General features: G+C 29.6%; 26 protein-coding genes and 1 pseudogene. 23 read left to right on the plus strand and 4 right to left on the minus strand.

Features of this window, described 5'->3' with window-relative positions; genetic code table 11:
- The first annotated feature begins 14 nt into the window (after positions 1-14).
- The 3 genes and pseudogenes from N4A55_RS06410 (at position 15) to pyk (ending at position 2,138) form a co-directional block, all read left to right on the plus strand.
- The gene (locus N4A55_RS06410) at positions 15-152 is read left to right on the plus strand and encodes a hypothetical protein (protein WP_293754732.1); all 138 of its coding nucleotides are present in this window, start codon (positions 15-17) and stop codon (positions 150-152) included.
- Between the two features lie 310 nt (positions 153-462).
- Positions 463-537, plus strand: a pseudogene (locus N4A55_RS17030) (secondary thiamine-phosphate synthase enzyme YjbQ); the annotation flags it as partial.
- Between the two features lie 176 nt (positions 538-713).
- Entirely contained in the window at positions 714-2,138 is a 1,425-nt protein-coding gene (gene pyk, locus N4A55_RS06415; protein WP_293754733.1) for a pyruvate kinase, read from the plus strand.
- 30 nt (positions 2,139-2,168) lie between these two features.
- Here pyk and N4A55_RS06420 read toward each other — a convergent pair whose 3' ends face one another.
- On the minus strand, positions 2,169-3,203 hold the full coding sequence (locus N4A55_RS06420) for a 2-hydroxyacid dehydrogenase (protein WP_293754734.1): 1,035 nt from the start codon (positions 3,201-3,203) through the stop codon (positions 2,169-2,171).
- Between the two features lie 357 nt (positions 3,204-3,560).
- On the opposite strand from N4A55_RS06420, the gene N4A55_RS06425 reads away from it, so the two are divergent.
- From N4A55_RS06425 to N4A55_RS06480, 12 genes are all read left to right on the plus strand, one after another.
- Positions 3,561-4,766, plus strand: a complete 1,206-nt coding sequence (locus tag N4A55_RS06425) for an MFS transporter (RefSeq protein WP_293754735.1) — start codon at positions 3,561-3,563, stop codon at positions 4,764-4,766.
- A gap of 127 nt (positions 4,767-4,893) precedes the next feature.
- Complete coding sequence (locus tag N4A55_RS06430; RefSeq protein ID WP_293754736.1) at positions 4,894-5,505, plus strand: TetR/AcrR family transcriptional regulator; 612 nt, start codon at positions 4,894-4,896, stop codon at positions 5,503-5,505.
- Between the two features lie 14 nt (positions 5,506-5,519).
- Entirely contained in the window at positions 5,520-5,903 is a 384-nt protein-coding gene (locus tag N4A55_RS06435; RefSeq protein ID WP_293754737.1) for an FMN-binding protein, read from the plus strand.
- A gap of 21 nt (positions 5,904-5,924) precedes the next feature.
- A complete protein-coding gene (locus N4A55_RS06440) occupies positions 5,925-6,416 on the plus strand; it encodes a flavodoxin domain-containing protein (protein WP_293754738.1) in 492 nt (163 codons plus the stop codon).
- Between the two features lie 175 nt (positions 6,417-6,591).
- Complete coding sequence (locus N4A55_RS06445; RefSeq protein WP_293754739.1) at positions 6,592-7,083, plus strand: flavodoxin domain-containing protein; 492 nt, start codon at positions 6,592-6,594, stop codon at positions 7,081-7,083.
- 195 nt (positions 7,084-7,278) lie between these two features.
- Positions 7,279-8,670 carry a TldD/PmbA family protein gene (locus N4A55_RS06450; protein ID WP_293754740.1) on the plus strand — a complete coding sequence of 464 codons (1,392 nt, stop codon included), beginning with the start codon at positions 7,279-7,281 and terminating at the stop codon, positions 8,668-8,670.
- On the plus strand, positions 8,670-10,022 hold the full coding sequence (locus tag N4A55_RS06455) for a TldD/PmbA family protein (RefSeq protein WP_293754741.1): 1,353 nt from the start codon (positions 8,670-8,672) through the stop codon (positions 10,020-10,022). Before N4A55_RS06450 ends, N4A55_RS06455 begins: the two co-directional genes overlap by 1 nt.
- A 254-nt stretch (positions 10,023-10,276) precedes the next feature.
- Complete coding sequence (locus tag N4A55_RS06460; protein WP_293754742.1) at positions 10,277-10,690, plus strand: metal-dependent transcriptional regulator; 414 nt, start codon at positions 10,277-10,279, stop codon at positions 10,688-10,690.
- A gap of 33 nt (positions 10,691-10,723) precedes the next feature.
- The gene (locus tag N4A55_RS06465; protein ID WP_293754743.1) at positions 10,724-11,650 is read left to right on the plus strand and encodes a metal ABC transporter solute-binding protein, Zn/Mn family; all 927 of its coding nucleotides are present in this window, start codon (positions 10,724-10,726) and stop codon (positions 11,648-11,650) included.
- A 125-nt stretch (positions 11,651-11,775) separates the two neighbouring features.
- Positions 11,776-12,519 carry a metal ABC transporter ATP-binding protein gene (locus tag N4A55_RS06470; protein ID WP_293754744.1) on the plus strand — a complete coding sequence of 248 codons (744 nt, stop codon included), beginning with the start codon at positions 11,776-11,778 and terminating at the stop codon, positions 12,517-12,519.
- A 4-nt stretch (positions 12,520-12,523) separates the two neighbouring features.
- Positions 12,524-13,429 carry a metal ABC transporter permease gene (locus N4A55_RS06475; RefSeq protein ID WP_293754745.1) on the plus strand — a complete coding sequence of 302 codons (906 nt, stop codon included), beginning with the start codon at positions 12,524-12,526 and terminating at the stop codon, positions 13,427-13,429.
- Between the two features lie 2 nt (positions 13,430-13,431).
- Positions 13,432-14,550, plus strand: coding sequence for a metal ABC transporter permease (locus N4A55_RS06480; protein WP_293754746.1), 1,119 nt, complete (start codon positions 13,432-13,434; stop codon positions 14,548-14,550).
- A 531-nt stretch (positions 14,551-15,081) separates the two neighbouring features.
- On the opposite strand, the gene N4A55_RS06485 is transcribed toward N4A55_RS06480, so the two are convergent.
- Entirely contained in the window at positions 15,082-15,204 is a 123-nt protein-coding gene (locus N4A55_RS06485) for a hypothetical protein (RefSeq protein WP_293754747.1), read from the minus strand.
- A gap of 419 nt (positions 15,205-15,623) precedes the next feature.
- On the opposite strand from N4A55_RS06485, the gene N4A55_RS06490 reads away from it, so the two are divergent.
- Together N4A55_RS06490 and speD are read left to right on the plus strand one after the other, a co-directional pair.
- Entirely contained in the window at positions 15,624-16,202 is a 579-nt protein-coding gene (locus N4A55_RS06490; RefSeq protein ID WP_293754748.1) for a rhomboid family intramembrane serine protease, read from the plus strand.
- Positions 16,203-16,236: 34 nt separating this feature from the next.
- Complete coding sequence (gene speD / locus N4A55_RS06495) at positions 16,237-17,028, plus strand: adenosylmethionine decarboxylase (protein ID WP_293754749.1); 792 nt, start codon at positions 16,237-16,239, stop codon at positions 17,026-17,028.
- An 81-nt stretch (positions 17,029-17,109) separates the two neighbouring features.
- Here speD and N4A55_RS06500 read toward each other — a convergent pair whose 3' ends face one another.
- Together N4A55_RS06500 and N4A55_RS06505 are read right to left on the minus strand one after the other, a co-directional pair.
- On the minus strand, positions 17,110-17,784 hold the full coding sequence (locus N4A55_RS06500; RefSeq protein WP_293754750.1) for a PspA/IM30 family protein: 675 nt from the start codon (positions 17,782-17,784) through the stop codon (positions 17,110-17,112).
- Positions 17,785-17,831: 47 nt separating this feature from the next.
- Positions 17,832-18,215, minus strand: coding sequence for a hypothetical protein (locus N4A55_RS06505; protein WP_293754751.1), 384 nt, complete (start codon positions 18,213-18,215; stop codon positions 17,832-17,834).
- Between the two features lie 231 nt (positions 18,216-18,446).
- Here N4A55_RS06505 and N4A55_RS06510 point away from each other — a divergent pair, with 231 nt between their 5' ends.
- The 6 genes from N4A55_RS06510 to N4A55_RS06535 all read left to right on the plus strand — a co-directional run bounded on the left by N4A55_RS06510 (position 18,447) and on the right by N4A55_RS06535 (position 22,926).
- Positions 18,447-18,971: a DUF4178 domain-containing protein gene (locus N4A55_RS06510; protein ID WP_293754752.1), complete on the plus strand. Its 525-nt coding sequence runs from the start codon at positions 18,447-18,449 to the stop codon at positions 18,969-18,971.
- Positions 18,972-19,004: 33 nt separating this feature from the next.
- Positions 19,005-19,796, plus strand: a complete 792-nt coding sequence (locus N4A55_RS06515) for a hypothetical protein (protein ID WP_293754753.1) — start codon at positions 19,005-19,007, stop codon at positions 19,794-19,796.
- A gap of 30 nt (positions 19,797-19,826) precedes the next feature.
- Positions 19,827-20,033: a DUF350 domain-containing protein gene (locus N4A55_RS06520; protein WP_113671497.1), complete on the plus strand. Its 207-nt coding sequence runs from the start codon at positions 19,827-19,829 to the stop codon at positions 20,031-20,033.
- Positions 20,034-20,094: 61 nt separating this feature from the next.
- On the plus strand, positions 20,095-20,289 hold the full coding sequence (locus N4A55_RS06525) for a DUF350 domain-containing protein (RefSeq protein ID WP_293754754.1): 195 nt from the start codon (positions 20,095-20,097) through the stop codon (positions 20,287-20,289).
- A 36-nt stretch (positions 20,290-20,325) separates the two neighbouring features.
- Positions 20,326-21,876, plus strand: coding sequence for a polyamine aminopropyltransferase (locus N4A55_RS06530; protein ID WP_293754755.1), 1,551 nt, complete (start codon positions 20,326-20,328; stop codon positions 21,874-21,876).
- A 21-nt stretch (positions 21,877-21,897) separates the two neighbouring features.
- Complete coding sequence (locus tag N4A55_RS06535; RefSeq protein ID WP_293754756.1) at positions 21,898-22,926, plus strand: potassium channel family protein; 1,029 nt, start codon at positions 21,898-21,900, stop codon at positions 22,924-22,926.
- Positions 22,927-23,070: the final 144 nt, after the last annotated feature.

Consider the following 23,070-nt stretch of genomic DNA (forward strand, 5'->3'; position numbering starts at 1 on the left):
AGTCTTAGGGATAGTTGAAACAGTTAAGAAGAGCAAAAAACAATGAATCAAAAGGTATGGGTATTGCAGGAATAGTGCTTAATGCATGTGCAATAGTACTAATTATCATCTGGGTAATCTGTTTAGGATCTGAAATTGCAACAGTGCAATAATGAAAAAAAGATTTATTATTTATAACTGGGTTTTCCTAGGGATTTTTATAACAGATATCATTATACATATATTATTAATTAGTGTGTTTTTTTCTTTGGCTATTTATTTTTGGAACAATTTAATTTAATATTTTTTATAAAGAATGGTATCTAAAACAGGGAGTTTAATTAGATCTCTTTTTTTAATGCGTACCTTTAATTGGTTGATGTATTATTCTCTTTTTATTGATTATTTCTAATGATTGGTTTAAACTGAAATAAATAAAAAATAATAGAATATAGGTGATTATATGATAACTAAGATAATTGGCAGGGAATATATTTTTGCGAATTTGATGGACCTCGCAATAGAAAAACTATAATTAATATTATTATAGAAAAATAATCGCTTTACAAATGGAACTTTTGTGCGTATAATATAATGGGAAAAACTTTTGTATATAACAAAATATATAGTAGTTAATAAATATTGTTCCACAAATATATTTTTACAAATTTTTTTTGCAAATTTACATGATTATATAGAACAATAATATTAATATAAATTTAGGAGGTTTAATATTGTATAAAGCAAAAACAAAGATTATTTGTACGATAGGACCTGCCAGTGATAATAGAGAAACTATTACTGAGCTTGTAAAGAATGGACTTAGTATCGCTAGACTTAATCTATCTCATGGAACAAAAGAGTATTATAAGAAGATTATTAATATAATAAAAGAAGTAAGAAAAGAGTTAGATATTCCAGTAGCTATTTTAATGGATACAAGAGGTCCTGAAATAAGAACTAAAAATTTTGTTGACGGACAATTGAAGCTTGAAGTAGGTCAACAAATATCAATATGCAATGGGGATTTTGATGGTACCAAAGAAGGTTTTTGTATAACATATCCTACACTATATAAGGATGTCAAAAAAGGTAGTAAAGTATTAATTGACGATGGTTTAATTGAACTTGAAGTACTACAAGTTGATGCCAAAGAGAAAACTATTAAATGTATTGTAAAAAATGGTGGTATAGTAAAAAATAAAAAAGGTATTAATGTTCCTAATGTAAATGTTAATCTACCTGCTATTACGGAAAAAGACAAAGAGGAAATTCTTTACGGTCTTGAACATGATATTGATTTTATAGCCGCTTCATTTATTAGAAAAGAGGAAGATGTTCTAAAAATCAGAAAATTTATTGATGATAATGGTGGTAAGGATGTTAAGATAATATCTAAGATTGAAAACCAGCAAGGAGTAGACAATATTGATTCAATCATAAAAGTATCTGATGCGATTATGATAGCTCGTGGTGATCTAGGTGTGGAAACACCAACTGAATTAATACCTATTGTACAAAAAATGATAATAGATAAATGTAATCAAAATGAGTTACCTGTAATTACAGCTACTCAGATGCTTGATTCTATGATAAAAAATCCAAGACCAACAAGAGCTGAAGTTTCTGATGTTGCTAATGCTATTATTGATGGAACAGATGCTATTATGTTGTCAGGGGAAACAGCTGCTGGACTATACCCAGTTGAAGCAGTAAAAGTTATGAGTAAGATTGCATATGCTTCTGAAAGCATGACTGACCACGAACAGAGAAATATCTGCCAAAAAAGTAAGACAAGTATTACACATGCTGTTAGTTATTCGGCTTATACTACTGCAATACATCTAAAAGCAAAAGCAATAATATGTCCTACTTATAGTGGTAATACTGCTAGAATGATTTCTATGTACAGACCTAATGTGCAGATAATTGCTGTGACAAGTGATGAAAAAGTTAGAAGACAGATGCAGTTATTATGGGGTGTTACACCGTTATATTTAAAACAGGAAACATCTACAGACATATTATTTTACAAATCAGTAATCATGGCAAGAGAACTAGGCATAGTTAATTCAAAAGACTTGGTGGTAATAACAGCAGGTGTTCCTCTTGCAGAAGGAAGTAAAACTAACTTGATGAAAGTACAAGTAGTAGAATAACCTAGAGGGGCTTAGCAGCCCCTCTTACTTCTAGTTAACTTTTTTAATTACACAACCATTTTCATCGCATATATAGGCTATCTCATTTTCTAATGATTTGCCTTCATTAAACTGTTTAATACTATTAAAAGTAGTTGTGGCTATGTTATTTAGAGCTTCTTTTGTGAAGTAGGCTTGATGTGATGTAACCAATACGTTAGGGAATGTTATAAGTCTTGACAATATATCATCATTAACCCCTTCTACAGAGAAATCTTCATAAAAATATTTATCTTCTTCTTCATAGACATCTAAGGCAGCACTACCTATTTTATGTTCTTTAAGACCTTCAATCAAATCTTTGGAATTAATTAATTTACCTCTACCAGTATTAACAATCATAACCCCATCCTTCATCTTATTAATGCTTTTGTCACTAATAATATATTCAGTATCTTTTGTTAAAGGACAATGTAAAGTAATGATATCACTTTCTTTAAATAGAGTATCAAGAGGAACATAACTAAAACCTAACTCTTCTGCTGAATTATTATCAGGATATATGTCATAAGCGATAACATTACACTCAAAGCCTTTTAGGATCTTAATTAGAATCTTAGCTATTTTACCTGTACCAATGACACCTACTGTTTTTTGGTACATATCAAATCCTAATAAACCACTTAGTGAGAAGTTAAGATCTTTTGTCCTATTGTGTGATTTGTGTATTTTCCTATTTAATGTCAGCATCATAGAGATTGTGAATTCAGCTATTGCATGGGGTGAATAAGCTGGAACATGAACCACATGTACTTTTCCTTTTGCTGCTTTAAAATTAACATTGTTATAACCGGCACAACGAAGTGCAATCAATTTAACTTCATATTCATGTAGTTTATTTACAACAAAGGAAGAAGCTTTGTCTTGTACGAATATAGAAACTACATCAAAACCCTCAGTAAGTTTTACTGTTTTATCACTTAAACGTTCTTCAAAGAATGTTATTTCAAAACCATAATCTTTATTTAAAACATCAAATATTTCTTTGTCATATGGTTTAGTATCAAAAAATGCTATTTTCAACATATCTATCACCTCTTATATTATAGTTAAGTAAATATTAATATATTATTCATGAGAATAAATAATAATTATTATTAATTAGGTATTATTATAAATTAATAGGTTTTTTAAGTCAAGTATGAAATAAAATGGTATAGATTCTGCTAAGTAATTTGGCATAATCTAAAATAGACATTACTGTTAAAAAGTTTATCAATTAACATGATGGATTATGTTAAATTATTATGTTGAATCCTTATAACTTATTTATGTTTATTATTATACAGATTTATGATATAATCATTGAAAATATTTATATAAAAGTACGATACTATTATTTATGAACATATCTAAACTAAATTAAAGGAAGAGAGATAAGTTATGACGAAACTTTTTACAATAAAAAAAGAAATGGCTCTATATTTTATTATTTTAGCACTCACTGCACTTGGTTTAGGATTGTCCAATGATATTTTTTCTAATTATTTTAAGGATGCGTATAATATTACAGCTTATCAACGTGGTATAATAGAATTTCCTAGAGAATTGCCTGGAATGTTATGTATTTTTGTTGTTACTGCATTATCTTTCATGGGAGATATAAGACTTTCTATCATTGCACAGATATTGAGCTTTATAGGTATTACAGTGTTAGGATTCATTACACCAACATTTTCTGTGATGTTAATATTTCTATTCATCAATTCTATGGGGATGCATTTATTCTTTCCTTTACAAGACAGTATTGGAATCTCTTTGATTGATGATGAAAAGATAGGTAAAAGAATGGGGCAGTATAAAGGGGTATTTACTGCTTTCAGTATGGTTGCAGCTATTATGGTGTTTGTAGGCTTTAGAACCAATGTTTTTAGTTTTACTACTAAGATAAAGTACATATTTGTTATTGATGCTGTAATATTTCTTGTGATAATTGTTTTATTCGTATATCTATTGAAATTATTGAAAAGACCTTTGGTGAAAAAGAAAAATTTAAAATTCGTATTTCGTAGAGAATATAAATATTATTATATATTAGCTATTATGCACGGGGTTCAGAAACAAATAATGGTAGTTTATGGTCCATGGGTTCTTATAGACATTCTCAATAAAAAAGCGGATACATTAGCTATTCTCATGATGATAGGCAGCTTCATTGGAATTTTCTTTATACCAGCAGTTGGTAGATGGCTGGACCGTTTTGGAGTGAAAAAATTATTATATGCTGATGCATTATCATTTATTGGTGTATATGTTGCGTATGGTTTGATTACTACTGGGTTTGATACAGGAAAACTTCCGCTTATTGGTTTGCCAGTTATCCTAGCTTATAGCCTAATAATAATAGATAAGATGTCCATGCAAATGGGAATGGTAAAGACTGTATATTTACGCTCAATAGCAGTTGATATGTCAGATATAACACCCACCTTATCAATGGGAATTAGTATGGACCATGTTGTTTCTATATTATGCGCTTATATTGGTGGTATAATATGGAGTGCATGGGGACCACAGTACATATTCTTTTTTGCTGCTACCTTATCCCTTGTCAATCTATTTGTGGCAAAAAAAGTTCAAATTAAATAATAGATATTAATATTATAAAATTTATACCTCTTCCTATTGACTACAGGGGTATAAAAATATATAATAAAATTAAACAGTGTTTAATAATTAAATATTGTTTAATATAATTTGGAAGAGTTAGGTAATTATGAGTAGACAAAGGCAAATAAATAAAAAAGAAGAAATAAAACAATTAATATTGAATGTTGCAAGAGAAATAATGGTAGAAGAGGGAATTGATAAAATATCCATAAGAAAGATTACCAATACATTAGATTATTCTCCAGGTATTGTCTATCACTATTTCAAGGATAAAGATGAGATTACAGAAATACTATTAAAAGAAGGCTATGGAGAAATCTTAAACAGTCTTAGGGATGTAAAAGACTCTGAAAAGGAGCCAGAGAAAGAAATAAGAGAGAGATTTATAAGTTATATTAATGCTGTTCTCAAGTTTTCCGATTACTACTTAGCAATAGTCCTAAGTGACAAGGCATCTATATTGCAATATACAAGTATACTTCATAAAGGGGTCAGTGAAGACAGAAAATCAATTAAGATATTATGTAACAGCATTAGAAAGGGGATACGATTAAATCAGTTCAAAGAATGTAACGTTGAACTTACAGCTCAAGCTTTATGGGTTTCCATTTTTGGATTAACTGTGCGATTGATTATTGAAGGGGAGATTGATATAGAGCAAAAAGAAAAATTAATCAATCAGCAATTAGATATTCTAATAAGTGGAATCAAAAAATAATAAGAGGTGATTTGATGAAGAAGCTAAAAAAACGCAGTAAAATTTTATTGATAATATTAGGCATTCTTGTTATAGCATTTTTCGCAGTAAAATCAATTCAGGTAAAGGAGATTGAGGTTAGTAATATTGACCTTAATACATTGGAAGATGGTATATATAAAGGAAGTCATGATTCTACATTAGTCAAGGTACGGGTTAGTGTGGAAGTTGAAAATCATACTATCAAAACTATCGTTATTGATGAACATCAAACAGGTCTAGGGAAAAAAGCTGAAGCTATGACAGATAAGATTATTGAAAAACAATCGTTACAGGTGGATGGTATAACTGGAGCTACAGTTAGTAGTAATACTATAAAAAAAGCCATAGAAGATGCATTGAGTAAAGACCAACAATAAATATAATTAGGGAGGTTTGTTATGAGTACTTTAATAGTTTATGGAACAAAATACAGATTTACAGGAAAATGTGCAAAAGCTCTAGAGAATGAATTAAATGGTAAAGTTGATATTATCAATTTACAGAATGAAAGTATAAAGGACTTATCTGATTATGAAAAAATCATTATTGGAGGTCCTATATATGCGGGTCAGCTTCGTAAAAATGTTAAGCAATTCTGTGTAGATAACCTTAACATGTTATTGAGTAAAAAAATAGGATTATATATATCATGTTCAATGACAGGTGATGACGCAAGAAAACAAATAAAAAACGCTTTTCCAGAGACGCTGTATAATAGAGCAGTAATTAAAGACTATCTTGGTGGAGAAGTCAATCTAGAAAAGGCACGTTTTTTTGATCGCCTAATCATTAAGATGGTATCAAAATCTGATGATAATACCTCAAATAGGAATAATGGAATATGTATAGATAACGTAAAAAGATTTGCAGATGCTATAAATAATTGTTAATAGTATATAGTAATTATATTTAATGGTGAAAGAAGAACTATTTATTCACAACTTCTTTTACCATTAATTTTTTTGTGTTATAATCAAATGGCTGTGTATCAAATAGATAGAATCTAATCTGTAATATTAAGATATAATATATATATTAAAATTTTTATGAGTGGGAGATACATATATGAGTGTTTTAATAGTCTTTAGTACCAAATATGGTTTTACAGAAAAATGTATTAAAGTTTTACGTAATGATTTGCAAGGTAAAGTGAAGATAGTTAATATTCAACAGGAAATAATTAAAGACATAAGCTGCTATGATAAGATTATTATTGGAGGACCTATATATGTAGGAAGACTCCAGAAAAAACTACGGAGATTTTGTTTGGATAATCTGCAGATTCTGTTAGATAAAAAAATTGGATTGTTTGTAACGTGTTCTGTAGGTGGGGATATAGCGATTAAGCAATTGAATGATGCTTTCCCTAATGAGTTATGTAGAAAAACTATTGTAAAAGGGTGTTTTGGAGGAGAAATCAATAAGGAAAAAGCTGGATTTTTTCATAGACTAATTGTAAAGATGGTATCAAAAACTGATAGTTCCAGCACTCATAGAAATAACGGTATGATTATAGAAAGCATCAATGAATTTGCAGGTATAATAAATAATAGGTAACACTAGTTAATTATCATGTCAATATTAATAAAAGTAAAATGCGAGAATAGTTTAGTTGAATTAGAATAATGTACTTATATTTCCACTAATTTAATAAATATGATAATATAAAATATATAATTTTTTTAATTTCACCATATATATGGTATATAATAATTAATTATAATATTAGATTTAATATGAGGAGGGAATTAAGTGTTAAGTAAAACGTTAATTGAGGACGTATTGACAGCAGCAGTTTCTACTGGAGGAGACTTCGCAGAGATATTTACAGAGGACAGGAATGATACACAATTAACCTTAGTAGGGGGAAAACTTGAAAAAAGTGTTTCGGGTAAGATATATGGTATAGGGATAAGAATATTCAATGGACTAAATTGTGTTTATGCTTATACTAATAACTCTACTAGAGATAATCTGATAAAAGTAGCTAAAGAAGCAGCATCTGCTATTAAGGGTGCGAAATATAATTTGGTACTTAACTTTAATAGAGGTGAATTTGATAATATCCATTCTATAAAAATTAATCCAAGTTCAATATCAAAATTCCATAAAGTAGATTTAATGAGATCAGCATATGAAGCTGCAAAAGGATATGACCCTCTTATCTCACAAGTAAAAGTACAGTATCTAGACCATCAGCAAAAGGTTCTTATTGCTAACACAGAAGGTACTTTTGTAGAAGATAACAGAATTCGTTCTAGAATTATGATTCAATCTATAGCGTCTAGAAATGGAGAAATGCAAACGGGGATACATGGTCCTGGAGCACAAATGGGCTATGAATTTTTTGATAAGACTAATGTGAATGCATACGCAGAAGATTCAGCTAGGATGGCAAAAACAATGTTATTAGCTGATTATTGTCCTAGCGGTAAAATACCAGTTATAATTAATAATTGTTTTGGAGGAGTATTATTCCATGAATCTTGTGGTCATGGATTAGAAGCTACAAGTGTAGCTAAAAAATCATCAGTATTCGCTGACAGACTTGGTGAACAGGTTGCATCAAAATTAGTTACTGCTATTGACGATGGAACTATTCCTAATGCTTGGGGCTCAATAAATGTAGATGATGAAGGTACAAAGGCTAGGAAAAACGTATTAATAGAAGATGGCATTCTAAAAGGTTATATGATAGACAAATTTAATGGACGTCGTATGAATATGGAGTCTACAGGTTCTGGAAGAAGAGAATCCTATCGCTTTGCTCCAACTTCAAGAATGACTAATACATACATTGCAGCAGGTAAGTCAACAAGAAAAGAGATAATAGCCAATACCGAATATGGATTATTCGCTAAAAATCTGGGCGGAGGTTCAGTAAATACATCGACAGGTGAGTTTAATTTTGCTGTAACTGAGGGTTATATTATTAAAAATGGTAAGATTGATAGACCTGTTCGTGGAGCTACTTTGATCGGAACTGGAATAGAAGTTCTTGGAAAAATTGATATGGTTGGAAATAATGTAGATCATGGTCAAGGTATGTGTGGTTCAATAAGTGGTAGTATACCAGTCAATGTAGGGCAGCCTACAATTAGAGTAAGTAAAATGACTGTTGGTGGAAGGGATGGTGATAAATAATGGATAATAAGAAAATGATTAAAATGTTATTTCATAAAGGTAAAAAAGCTGGATTCAAGGAAATGGAAGTATACATTTTTAATAAAAAAGGGCTTAGTATAAAGGTATTCAAAGGCGATGTTGATACCTTTGAAAATTCCGTTGAAGAAGGACTTTCATTTAGAGGATTGTATAATAATAAAATGGGTTACTCGTATACAGAAAAATTAGATGAAAGCTGTATTGACATGCTTATAGCTGAAGCCATGGAAAATGCTAAGATAATTGATAACGATGATGTTGATATCATATTTGAAGGTTCAAAGGAATATAAACATATAATTACTTATAATAGGGATTCAGAAAAAATTAGTAATGAGCAAAAGATTGATTATTTGATTCAGTTAGAAAAAGAAATATTCAAAAAAGATAATAGAGTAATTGCCATGCCTTATAATATACTTGAGGAGACTACTAATCGTACAATAATCAGTAATACTAGAGGACTGGATCTTGAATATAAATCTAACCGTGTAGAAACATATGCATTCATTGATGTAAAAGAAAATGAAGATGTAAAAGCAGCATATAGATATAAAGTTGCTGATAATCTAAACAAAATAGATGGTAAGAGTATAGCTACAGAAATGGTAGATGAAGCAATATCAATGCTTGGAGCCACTCAAATAAAATCAGGAAAATATCCAATTATCCTTAGAGCTGATGTATCAGCACAAATTCTAAGAGCATTTTCACCAATTTTTTCAGCTGATAATATACATAAAGATTTATCATTATTAAAAGGAAAGATAGGGGAAAAGATAGCTAATTCATCAATTACTATTGTAGATGATCCTTTTATGAAATGTGGAGCATATACTAAGCCATTTGATGCAGAAGGAGTTGCTAGTAAGTATAAGAAACTGGTTAGTAAGGGTATTTTAAAAACTTATTTTCATAATCTTAAGACGGCTGCCATAGATGGTGTGGAGTCTACAGGTAATGCATATAAAGCAGCTTACAATTCCATTATTGATATTGCACCTACTAACATGTATATTGAAATAGGTAAGAAGAACTTAGATGAGTTGATTGGAAGTGTAGAAGAAGGTTTGTTAATTATTAATGTGCAAGGTTTGCATTCAGGATTGAATACTATTTCAGGAGATTTTTCTGTTTCTGCTTATGGTTATGAAATTAAACAAGGTAAAATTAATAGACCAGTTAATCAGATTACCATATCCGGTAATTATATAGAGATGATGAAGAACATTGAAGACATAGGAAATGATTTGGAATTCGCAATGCCTAGTAGAGGATATGTTGGTTCACCATCCTTAAAAATCAGTAGTTTGTCTGTAGCAGGAGAATAACCAAAAAGATAATGCTCTTGACAATATTGTTGAGAGCTTTTTTTATTTATAGAAAAGTTTCTACAAAAGACAGGACCAGCTATTATATTATGTCAAGGATTGTAAAATGAAACATATATCGTATTAATTATGATAATAATAATATAAAAAAATTATTAGTTTATTAACAAAATGATATTGACAATCATTATCATTAAGTATATAATAGTATTAACAAATGTTAAGGTTAACCTTAACAATCAAGGGGTGATGAAATGTTAAACAGAGCAGAACAGGATTATATAAAAGTAATAATAGTCCTAGAAGATAAAAACACAGAAGAATATCTTAGTAGCAAAGAACTTGTAAAAAAATTTGGTCATACACCACAAACTGTTAATGAAACAATTAAAAAATTAGTCAATAAAAATTTAGTAGAATATGTACCGTATAAAGGCTGTAAATTAACGAAAGAAGGCAGAGAGATAGGCATAAGATTAATCAGAATTCATAGGATATGGGAGTATTTTTTATATGAAAAGTTAGGATATACTTGGGATCAAGTACATGAAGAAGCAGAAAAATTAGAACATGTAACTTCATTTTTATTAGAAGAACGACTCTATGAATTTTTAGGTAAACCTGAGCAATGTCCCCATGGTAGTTATATACCTATCCTTAGTGATTAGTCGGGAACAAATAATAATTAGGAGGTCAAATTAATGAAAAAAAATTTGTTTATTATGTTTTTGGTTTTAGTATTATCAATAGGAGTTACTGCTTGTAATAATAGCAAAAAAGTATCAAAGGTTGATGGAAAATATAATATAGTTGCAACGACTACTATGATTGCTGACTTAGTAAATATTATCGGTGGAGATAATGTAGATGTTAAAGGTCTTATGGGACCAGGGGTTGACCCACACTTATATAAAGCTAGTGCTGGAGATGTATCATTGATGCAGAATGCAGACATGGTTTTCTATAACGGTATACATCTTGAAGGTAAGATGGGTGAAGTTTTTGAGAATCTAAACGGAAATGGAAAGTTAGTTATTGAAATAGCATCTGGTATTGATGAGGAGGATTTAATAGTAAGTGAAGATGATTTGCATGACCCACATATTTGGTTCAATGTTCTACTATGGAAAGATGCAGCGAAAGTAGTCAGAGATGGTCTTATAGATTTTGATAAAGAAAATGAGAGCACATATAATGATAATTATGAAGCTTATATAAAAGAATTAGATGAACTACATGAATATGTAAAATCAAGAGTAGAAGAATTACCAGAAAGCAAGAGGATATTGATTACTGCTCATGATGCTTTTGAATACTTTGGAAGTACTTACGGGTTTAAGGTTAAAGGATTGCAAGGAATTTCAACAGCTTCTGAAGCTGGTACAGCAGATGTAAGGGAATTGGCAGAGTTTATTGTCAAGCATAAGATAGGAGCTATATTCATTGAGTCATCAGTTCCTAAGAAAAATGTTGAAGCTCTACAAGAGGCAGTAAAAGCAAGAGGTTTTGAAGTTGAAATAGGTGGAGAACTATTCTCTGATTCACTAGGAAGTGAAGGAACAGAAGCAGAAACCTATATAGGAACTGTTAAAAGTAATGTAAATACTATAGTTGATGCACTAAAATAATATATTTACTTTCTCACTATAAAAAACTATGAGTCATAATAAAATGATTTGAAGAATAATAATATAGATGTAAATTAAAGGTGGGAAAGTTAAGCAATATACACCAAAAAAAAGAGGGTAATTATATGGTTAAAACAGATAATTATGTAATAGAAGTTGAAGATATGACAGTTGCATATAGGGTAAAACCTGTGCTTTGGGATATTGATTTAAGAATTCCAAGAGGAGTTTTAATGGCTATAGTTGGACCTAATGGTGCAGGGAAATCTACTTTGATTAAGGCTATGCTAGAGTTAATAAAACCTATTTCAGGTAGTACACTTTTTAATGGACTCTCTTATAGACAGCAGAGAAAGAATATAGGGTATGTACCTCAGAGAGGTAGTGTAGATTGGGATTTTCCTACCACTGTGTTAGATGTAGTTCTAATGGGAAGATATGGCCATATTGGATGGATAAAGAGACCTAGAAGAAAAGAAAGAGAATTAGCTGAGGAAGCTTTAATCAAAGTAGGGATGGAGGATTTTGCACATAGGCAAATAAGCGAATTATCTGGTGGACAACAGCAACGTGTCTTTTTGGCAAGAGCCTTAGTCCAAGATGCAGATATATATTTTATGGATGAACCATTTCAAGGAGTAGATGCTAAGACAGAAAGAGCAATAGTTGACATATTGAAAGAAATGAGAAAACAAGGGAAAACTGTGATAGTTGTCCATCATGATTTGCAAACAGTAAAAGAATATTTTGATTGGGTAACTCTACTTAATATTCAGCTTATAGCATGTGGTCCCATTTCGCAAGTATTTACAGAAGAGAATTTAGTTAAAACATATCATAGTACTGGCACATTGTTAAAAGGTAGGTAATGTTATGGTTGATTTTAGAATGATATTTACAGATTACACATTACAAATAGTTTCATTAGGTTCTGCACTTCTTGGAATAATAAGCGGAGTAGTTGGAAGTTTTGCTGTTCTAAAAAAGCAGAGTTTGTTAGGGGATGCAGTATCACATGCGGCATTACCAGGAATTACTCTTGCATTTATTTTCAGTGGAAGTAAAAATACATTGATTCTTTTGATTGGAGCATTAATAACAGGGTTATTAGCTACATGGCTAGTGGGATTAATTGATAAGCATTCTAGAATAAAATTTGATTCAGCTCTAGCACTTATATTATCAGTATTTTTTGGTATTGGACTAACTTTATTGACATATATTCAGAAAATACCAAATGCAAATCAAGCAGGACTGGAAAATTTTATATTCGGGCAGGCTTCAACATTACTTAGTAGAGATGTTAAGATAATATTTATTGCTGGTATTGTTGTTATTACATTGGTAATTATTTTTTGGAAGGAGCTTAAAATAATCTCATTTGATTATGAGTTTGCAAGAAGTATTGGTTTCTCAACAAAAAAATTAGATTTTCTGTTAGCTAGTATGATAGTTACTACAATAATCATAGGACTGCAAACAGTAGGAGTAATTTTAATGAGTGCTATGTTAGTAGCACCAGGTGTAGCTGCAAGGCAATGGACTAATAAACTGTCTATTATGATTATACTTGCATCTATCTTTGGTGCAGTAAGTGGTATACTTGGAACTATTATCAGTTCATCTACCTCCAATATGCCTACAGGACCATCTATAGTACTAGTCATAAGTATAATAGTAATAGTCAGTATTTTAATTGCACCTAACAGAGGATTAATATGGAAAAAGATAAAAGACCATAACAATAGAAAAAATTGTTTAGTTGTTAGGGGGCAGTAGATATGACACCACAATTAGAGATTCAAATAATAGCAGTAATAGTTGCAATAGCTTGTTCTATTCCAGGGGTATTTTTAGTTCTTAGAAGTATGGCTATGATGTCAGATGCTATAACCCATACAATATTATTAGGAATAGTAGGAGCATATTTTATAGTATTTGATTTGAGTTCACCTGTTTTAATAATAGGTGCAGCAATAGTTGGATTACTAACAGTGTATTTGGTGGAACTTCTTAATTCAACTAAATTATTATCAGAGGATTCGGCAATAGGTGTTGTATTTCCATTACTTTTCAGCATTGCAATAATCATTATTTCAAAATATGCTAGTTCAGTTCACTTAGATACGGATTCAGTACTATTAGGAGAGTTGGCTTTTGCACCATTTAACAGAATGGTTATTGGCTCAGTTGACATTGGAGCAAAAGCAATCTATTCTATGGGAACAATATTGTTGATAAATCTAGTATTGGTAATTGTATTTTTTAAGGAATTAAAGTTGGCTACTTTTGATAAAGGGTTGGCAGCAGTTCTAGGTTTTTCACCCTTTCTGGTTCACTACGGATTGATGACTTCCGTTTCAGTTACGGCAGTAGGAGCTTTTGAAGCAGTAGGATCAATATTGGTGATTGCATTTATGGTAGGTCCACCTATATCGGCATATTTGATAACTGATAATCTTAAGAAAATGTTGGTATTAAGTGGTATAATAGGTGCTGTTAATGCTGTTGTAGGGTATCAGATAGCTGAGTTTTTTGATGTATCTATTGCAGGATGTATGGCAGCTGTTACTGGTTTAACTTTCATGTTAGTATTTGTTTTTGCACCAAAACGTGGAATAATAACTATAATGAGAAGGCGTAAGTACCAAGAGATTGATTTTGCTGCAAAAACAATGTTATTCCATGTTTATAATCACGAAGGTAATGAAAATGAATATATAGAAAATGGTATAGTAAGTATATGTAATCACTTGAATTGGCAGAAAGATTTCTTGGAACGTATTGTAATGAGATTAAAAAATAATAATTACATTATTGAGACTAATGGAATTTTTAAACTGACTGATGAAGGAAGGGAGTATACTGTCAGAAGTTATGAAGAGATTGTAGCTCAATAAATTTATAAAAAGGCTGTATTGAAGATCTTTATAAAACTAGGGGAACTAATAATTGTAAATGAACCTAGTTTCAGACTGTCGACAAAGTATTAAGCTAAAAACAGACAACAGTCGAATATTGAAACCATATATAGTGATAATCCATGCTTGTATGAGTCTCAAAAAACTGGCAAAAAGATAAGAGGTTATTATTTTAATATAAGTAAATTTTGATGATAATTTATCAGTTAGCTTAATAAATGAAAATAAGCCCATTATTCCATTAGTGAATAATAGGCTTTGTCGATAGTCTGAAACTAGTTATAATTATAAGTTCACCTAGTTTTTTAGTTTTTAGGTACAATAGAATTATACCCTTTAGAATCTTTATCTAATCCTTCATCACGTTTTTTCCAGCTTCTATTTTTTGACGTTTAAATTTAGCTCGTTTTTTTGCAGAATGAAGATTAGATGTGAGTGTTATTTTATTATTTTACATCAATAGTAATTGTATTGACTAGGTTATTCCTATATTTATTAGAATTAATAATATTAATTGTATCCTAGTTCGTCTGGAGTTTTTTCTGATTTGATTGTTTTTTGTTGAGCATGAGCATTAACAGGTAGTACAAGTAAAGCAAAAACTAGTGTTAATGATAAAATTATTTTTTTCATAGTTTCATGATTCTTTTTAATATTATAATTTTTATCAGATCTGACAATAGATATTATACCATTGATATACATTTTATCAATCAAAAATTTTATTTTCAGTATATTTTTATATATAAATATTATTATATAAGATTCATTATATCTAAAAGGTTATAGACAATTTTATTTTTAGTTATTTTAAATATAAAAACTAATTCATAAATTGGTAATATTTACAATACATATTTTAATATTAGAATAATATAATTTATGAAATATTTCATTTGTAATTATAAGCTTTGGTATACAATTATCATATATTTAGGTTTAAAGTTATTATTAGAAAATTTTAATTACCATAAATCAAGAATATCTTGCAGGAACCTACATAAATGTTTATAATAATAACAATGGTATATGAAATAGCGAGGAGGAGTAACTTGAAAAACATATTAAACAAAATAGAATATAACTCACCAGTGGTTCTCACATTTTCTTTATTAGCAACAGCAATTTTCTTTATTGATAAAATTATACCTCTTAATATTATAAATTCCTTATTTGTTTATAGAGGTGGATTTTCTTTAATAAGTTTGATTCAGATGATTTTATGGCCTTTGGGACATGCTTCTATAGATCATTTGCTAGGAAATATTACTTTAATTCTATTGATAGGACCAATGCTTGAAGAGAAATATTCTTCAAAAACAGTTTTAATACTAATTATTATAGCAACAGTAGTGATAGGATTTTTTCAAGCAATTATTTTAGGTGGTGGAATATTAGGAGCTAGTGGTATTGTATTCATGATGATAATATTAACTTCCTTCACTAATATGAAAGATGGAAAAGTTCCCCTAACATTTATTTTTATAGCTATATTATTCTTGGCTAAAGAAATATATAATGGACTATTTGTAACTAATAATATTTCAGAATTAGGTCATATATTAGGTGCTCTTGTAGGGATGGTATATATATACATAGTACAAAAAAATAAGAAGAAACAAATTATTTAATATGTTAGTTTTACATTAGAGAGAAGGCATTTAATTGAGTAAAAAATATAAATTATATGGTTTTAATAACCTGACTAAAACTCTCAATATGAATTTTTATAATATTTATTATATAGATGGTAATGAGTTAAAAGAAAAATATATAGATTATATTAATTGTAACTATAGTGCTGATAATTTAACAAAAGTACTTAGAAAAGTTACTAAAATGATTGGTGCTAATATATTAAATATTGCAAAGCAAGATTATGACCCACAAGGAGCTAGTGTCAATTTACTGATTTCAGAAGGTCAGATACCAGTTGTTAAGATTGATGATTCATGTAACAGAGGAAATGTCATACCTAATAATGGGCATGTAGTAGGACATTTAGATAAGAGTCATGTTACTGTACATACTTATCCAGAAAATAATAATAGTGATATATCTGTAGTAAGAATAGATATTGAAGTTAGTACTTGTGGTGAAATATCACCTTTAGAGGCTATCAATTACTTAATTGAAGAATTTGGTTCAGATATTATAACCCTAGATTTTAGGGTTAGAGGATTTAACAGAGATATTAACGGAAGAAAACGTTACAATGATAATAATATAAAGTCTATACAAGAGTTTATTTCAGATGATAATAAGTTATTTTGTGAGTTGGTTGATTTTAATTTACCAAAAGAAAATATATATTATACCAAAATGAGAAATGATGATTTTGAAATAGATAAACATTTATTTAACTTAAAAGAACAAGATCTACAAGATAAAAAAGTCAAATGTATAATAGAGAAAATTAAAAATGAATTGAATTCTATATTTTATGGACAAAAATAATATTAATGGGGCTTGGGGGATAATACATTTTTAGATGTATTATCCCCAAGCCCCATATTCATTCATTAAGATTATATATTACTATTTACCAAGTTTAGCTTTTAGTGCAGCAAGTTCATCCATTACCTCAGAATCTGAATTTTCAAGTTCTGCAAATTGACTGTCTAAATCATCATTAGCCATATAGCTATTTAATTCTGTAGCTGCTTCAGCTTCACTTTCAATTGTATCTACTTTTTCACTGATTCTAGAAAAAGTATCAAATACACTTGTATCATTAACACTTGACATAGTTTTTTGGATAGATTTTTGAGCTTCAGCTCGTTTTGTTCTGGCGATCAATAAGCCTTTTTTACGTTTTGCTTCTTCTATTTTATTACTAAGGTCTCTAAGTCCTGCTTTCAAATTATCAGTTGCATTTTTTTGAGCCTGCCATTGTTGGCGATATTGTTCAGCAAGGTTATCATATTCTTGCTTTCTGTTAAGAGCTTGTAATGCTAGAGCATCATTACCATTAGCAACAGCTAATTCAGCTTTTTTAGCCCATTGAGCAGCTTTTGCAACTTCTTCATCTAAAGATTTCTTGAGTTTTTTCTCATCAGCTATAGCTGACGCAACAGCTCCTTTTGATTTGTTATACTGTTCACCCATATCAATAATCAATTGATTCAACATTTTTTCAGGATCTTCAGCTTTTGAAATAAGATCATTAACATTTGATTTAAATACTGTACTTATACGATTAAATATACCCATTATAAGTTACCTCCTTTAGATATTTTTAGGTTATAGTGTTATAGTCATTAATTTGAAAATTTAGCTAATAAATCATAGTGTTGTATTAGAGCTAGACCTATACTGTCTATTGTTGATTGAAATTCATTCTGGTCAAGATTTTCTGCCTGTAAAGTATCTATTATTACTAGGCTGTCATTTTCAATAGCGTAAGCTCCGTGAACTAAATCATTAGCATTCAATTCTAAGACTGTTCTGTAGAATTCTTCTTTATTCGTCTTTGGTAACTCCATGATTTTTACTCTAAATAAAACTATTGGTTCTACTAATTTTACTACGATATTATCTATATGAGATAAATCATCTTCTAATTTCCATGTGCTTTCATCTAACTCTTCAAAAACTAAATTCATGTCTAGCATGAAACTTTCAATTCTTTGTTTTATATCCATTGTAATAACCTCCTTATGTATTATTGGTTCTAAATATTAAGTAGTATACTCATTAAATATTATAAATAAGTTAACTCTATATATTATATACATTATAACATATAAATTTCAATAGTAACTTATCAATAAAGACATATTTTAAGCAAAATAATACAAGTTTTGCAATATAACTTTTATAATAATAAAATATGTGATAATATAGACTAGATGTAATTAAGGAGGTGAATATTAATGGGATTTATTGATAGAATTAAAAATATATCACGAGCCAACAAAACTGCCAAGATGGAAAAGGAAAGTACTGAAATCACAGTTTTTAATATGAGGGTTGGTGATATAGTTTCTATTGAAGAAGTTGATTATGAAGTAAAAGGTATATTGAAGTTCAATGATCATGGATGGAGATGGACAGAGTACAAATTAAAAGATTCTAGAAAAAACTACTGGTTAAGTGTAGAAGAAGATGACGGTGTGGAAATATGTTTTTATAAGGAAGTAGTTGCTATAATCACTGACGCTCCAAGAGTATACGAATATAAGGGAGTTACATATTATATGCAAGAAGGTAGCGATGCCAAAGTTGAATATGTAGAAGGTAAAGTAAATGCTGTAAAAGGTGAAGAAGTTGATTACTATGAGTATTGTGATGAAGATGGAGAAAATCTTCTTTCTCTAGAGATATGGAATGGTGAAGTAGAAATGGCAGTTGGTAGAGAAATTGAAGATTACAATGTTGTAATTTATCCAAGAAGTTAGTCTTGTTAATAGTATAGGAAGGAGGGAGATTGCATGAGCAAAGGTATAAAGATATTTCTGGGTATTCTTGTGTGTATATTGATTATTGGGACAATCAGTTCATTGGGTTCCCATAAATCTATAACGAAAAAGCTAGATAATAATTCTAATTTTGAGTATTCCACTAGCTTAACAAGTAATTATGATAAATCAGATAAAGCAAAGGTTTATTCATCGGATATGAGTGTAAAAGAAACTGCGTTGTATCTAATTAATGAAGACAGACCTGAAGATTATACTGATTTAGATAATGAAGAAGCTATACAATTAACATATGATGATTATTATATATTAATCTATCAAAGTGAAGATGGAAAGACATATACACAGATATCATCAAGAAAGTACATACATAATAATGGATATTACGGGCTGTATAGACCATATAGAAATAACATTATATTATTCTACGATACTGGTTATACTTCAAGTAGATATTATACTAAGGATAATCATCGTTATGGAAATGGATATAGTAAACCAGCTAATAATGTGAATACTACATCAACTAAAAGTCAAACTACCACTAATAAAACTGATCCTAGTTCAACCAAGATCAAAACAGATAAAAATGCATCTAGTAAAATTAGGACAAATAATTCTAAACCAAATTCATCCAGTAAGACAACAAATAGTAATACAACATCAAAAAGTAGTTCAACTAGTAAAAGCTCTTCAACAAGTAGCTCAACTAGTAATAGTAGTTCATCAAGAACAAAATCTGTCCGTTCAGGAAGTGTAGGTTCCAAATCAAGATTAGGTGGAGGAACAAGTTTCGGTAAATAAATTAAACATGTGAAGAAAGGAGAGACAATAATGGATTTCTTAAATAATGAATTTGTAGCGACTATTATTTATGCTATTCTAGCACTAGTATTAATGTTTGTAGGATATAAAGTATTTGATATGATTACACCTTATAATTTCGCTGAAGAGATTAAGGAAAAAAATCCTGCTGTGGGAGCAGTAATAGCTGGAATTTTTATTGCAGTAGCAATAATCATAAAAGCTGCTATAGCATAAGTTATCTAATACATATAGAACAATATGAATTTTTAATTAATAATTAAAGGAGGTATGAAAAATGAATCCTATCATTTCTAGTATTATATATTTTGCAATAGGTATGTTTTTCTGTGCAATAGGATATAAAGTGTTTGATATAATTACACCATTTGATTTGAATAAAGAGATTGATGATCACAATGTTGCTGCAGGTTTAGCTGTAGCAGGAATATTTATTGGAGTGGCAATAGTTGTAAGTGCTGCAATAATATAAGGTTTTATAGCTTTGTGAAAAGTTATGGAGGTTAATATGGCAAAGGAAAATAGCATTAAAAAAAATATGAGTAATGGAAAAATTAATGCTGCCCCTCTAATGTTTGCTGTTTTTATTATAGCTATATGTGGAATAATATATGAACTGATTATTGGTGCAATCAGTTCATATTTATTGGGAGATAGTGTTAAGCAGTATTCTATTACTATAGGATTATATATGAGTGCTATGGGTATAGGATCATATATAACTAAGAAGTTCAAGCGTAACTTATTTGATGTTTTTGTAATCATTGAGTTAACAATAGGTCTAGTAGGTGGTATATCGGCAGTGTTGTTATTTGCTGCATATGGGTATACCAAAGTATATATGCCTGTTATGTATATGACAATAATTACAATTGGTATTTTAGTAGGATTAGAGATCCCTATACTAACCCGTATCATTGAAGAAAAAGAAAACAATCTTAGAATGACACTTGCTAATGTACTTAGTTTTGATTATATTGGTGCACTAATAGGTTCCGTTGCATTTCCCTTGGTTCTATTACCACATCTAGGGTATATAAAAACTGCTTTTCTAGTAGGTTTTATCAATATAGTAGTAGCTAATATTATTATATATAAGTATAGCGAGCATATTAAGAGAATTGATATACTTAAAGTTATAGCTGGATTATTTGTACTAATTATTATTGTAGGGTTTATAACAGCTGATTCGACTGCAAATAGAATTGAAGATAGTTTTTATAGAGATCAAATCATATATAGAAAGCAAACCAAGCATCAGAGAATAGTTGTAACAAAACATCGTGAGGACCTACGTTTGTTTCTCAATGGAAATGTGCAATTCAGTTCACAGGATGAATATAGATACCATGAATCTCTAATTCATCCTGCAATGAGCCTTGCAAAAGAACGTAAAGAAATCTTGATCCTTGGTGGCGGTGATGGTTTAGCTGCTAGGGAGATTCTGAAATATAATGGTGTTAAAAGAATTACTCTAGTTGATTTAGATAAAGAAGTAGTAGATTTTTGTAAGACCAATCCCTTAGTAAAATCATTGAACAATAAATCATTGGATAATGATAAAGTAAATGTCATTAATCAGGATGCTTACAAGTTTCTTGAAACAACAAACAATAAATATGATGTTGTCATTGTGGATCTACCAGATCCTAACAATGAAGCTTTAAATAAATTATATACTAATCTATTCTACAGACTAATATATAGTAGATTAGATGATGGAGGTATGATTGCTATTCAGTCAACAAGTCCTTATTATGCTGAAGAAGCTTATTGGTGCATTCGTAAAACTGTTGAGTCTGAAGGATTATATACTACTGGATATCATTTGTATGTTCCTTCTTTTGGAGATTGGGGATTTACTTTAGCTTCGAATCAGGAATTTGATAAAGATGATATTAATCTATCAGTCCCAACTAAGTATCTAAATGATGATATGGTAAAAGCTTTATTTGTTTTTGGGGATGATGAGAAAAAATCTAAAGATAAAGTAGAGATAAACAGCCTCACCAATCCTGTTTTATTTGGATATTATCAAAAAGCATGGGACAGTTATTAATAAGATATAGGAGACGATGAAATGATATCAGTATTAATAAATGCAATTAAGGTTCTTCATATATCAATGGAAAAAAGCAAGATATATAAATTGATAGGAATTTTTTTAGTCGCATTATTTGTTTGTTCAACGGCATTTTATATTTTTGAAAGTAAGGCTAATGCTAATTTAAGCTATGGTGATTCTTTATGGTGGGGATTTGTTACAACCACAACGGTTGGATATGGTGATTACTTTCCTATAACTGTTCTTGGACGTTTATTCGGCATAGCTTTAATGTTAATAGGTATTAGTACATTTGGTTTTGTAACAGCAGCTATTGCATCGATTTTTATAGATAATAAAATGAAAGAAGGTATGGGACTTATGGACATCAAGTTTGAAAATCATATCGTACTCATTGGTTGGAATAAAAAAAGTGAAACTATGTTAAAGGAATTAGTTGAAGATAGTCAAGAACGTAAAATAGTTATAGTTTCTGATGTTGAAAGATTGAATCTCCCATATAAAAACACCTATTTTGTTCATGGAGATCCTACTATAGATGAGACACTTATAAGAGCAAATATTGCTTATGCAGATATTGTTATGGTTGTAGCTGATGAGAATTTGATGATTAATGATGGAATGGCAGATGCCAAATCAGTTCTTGTATGTCTAGCTGTTGATAAATTCAATACAAATATTCATCTAATAGCAGAAGTCCTTAATGAAGAGAATATACCTCATTTTGAAAGAGCTAATGTAAATGATATTATTGTCAGTAACCAAATGAGCAGCCGAGTTATGGTTAGGAGTGCAGTCTATAAGAATGTAAGTTCTGTATTAAAAGAATTATTGACTAACTCTTACGGTAATGAATTGTATGAATGTAAAGTTAAAGAAGATGATATCGGAATATCGTTCAAAGAATTATCAATGAAATATATTAATGACTATAATACAATTGTAGTTGGTATCGCTAATGAAAAAGTATCTTTAAATCCAGATAAAGACAGGAAAATAAAAAAAGATGATGTTATCATATACATATCTAATGAAAAGTTGTAAAAGGTACAAGTCATAAAAACAGATTTTATGACTTGTACCTTTTATTTTATGCCTCTAACTTACAGAATCAATTTGTGATAATCTACAAATACTAAATAAGATTTGTAATGATATTATAGCTGTGGCTTTTATCAGTTCTGTTGT

Source organism: Vallitalea sp., assembly GCF_025211055.1.
Lineage (GTDB): Bacteria > Bacillota > Clostridia > Lachnospirales > Vallitaleaceae > Vallitalea.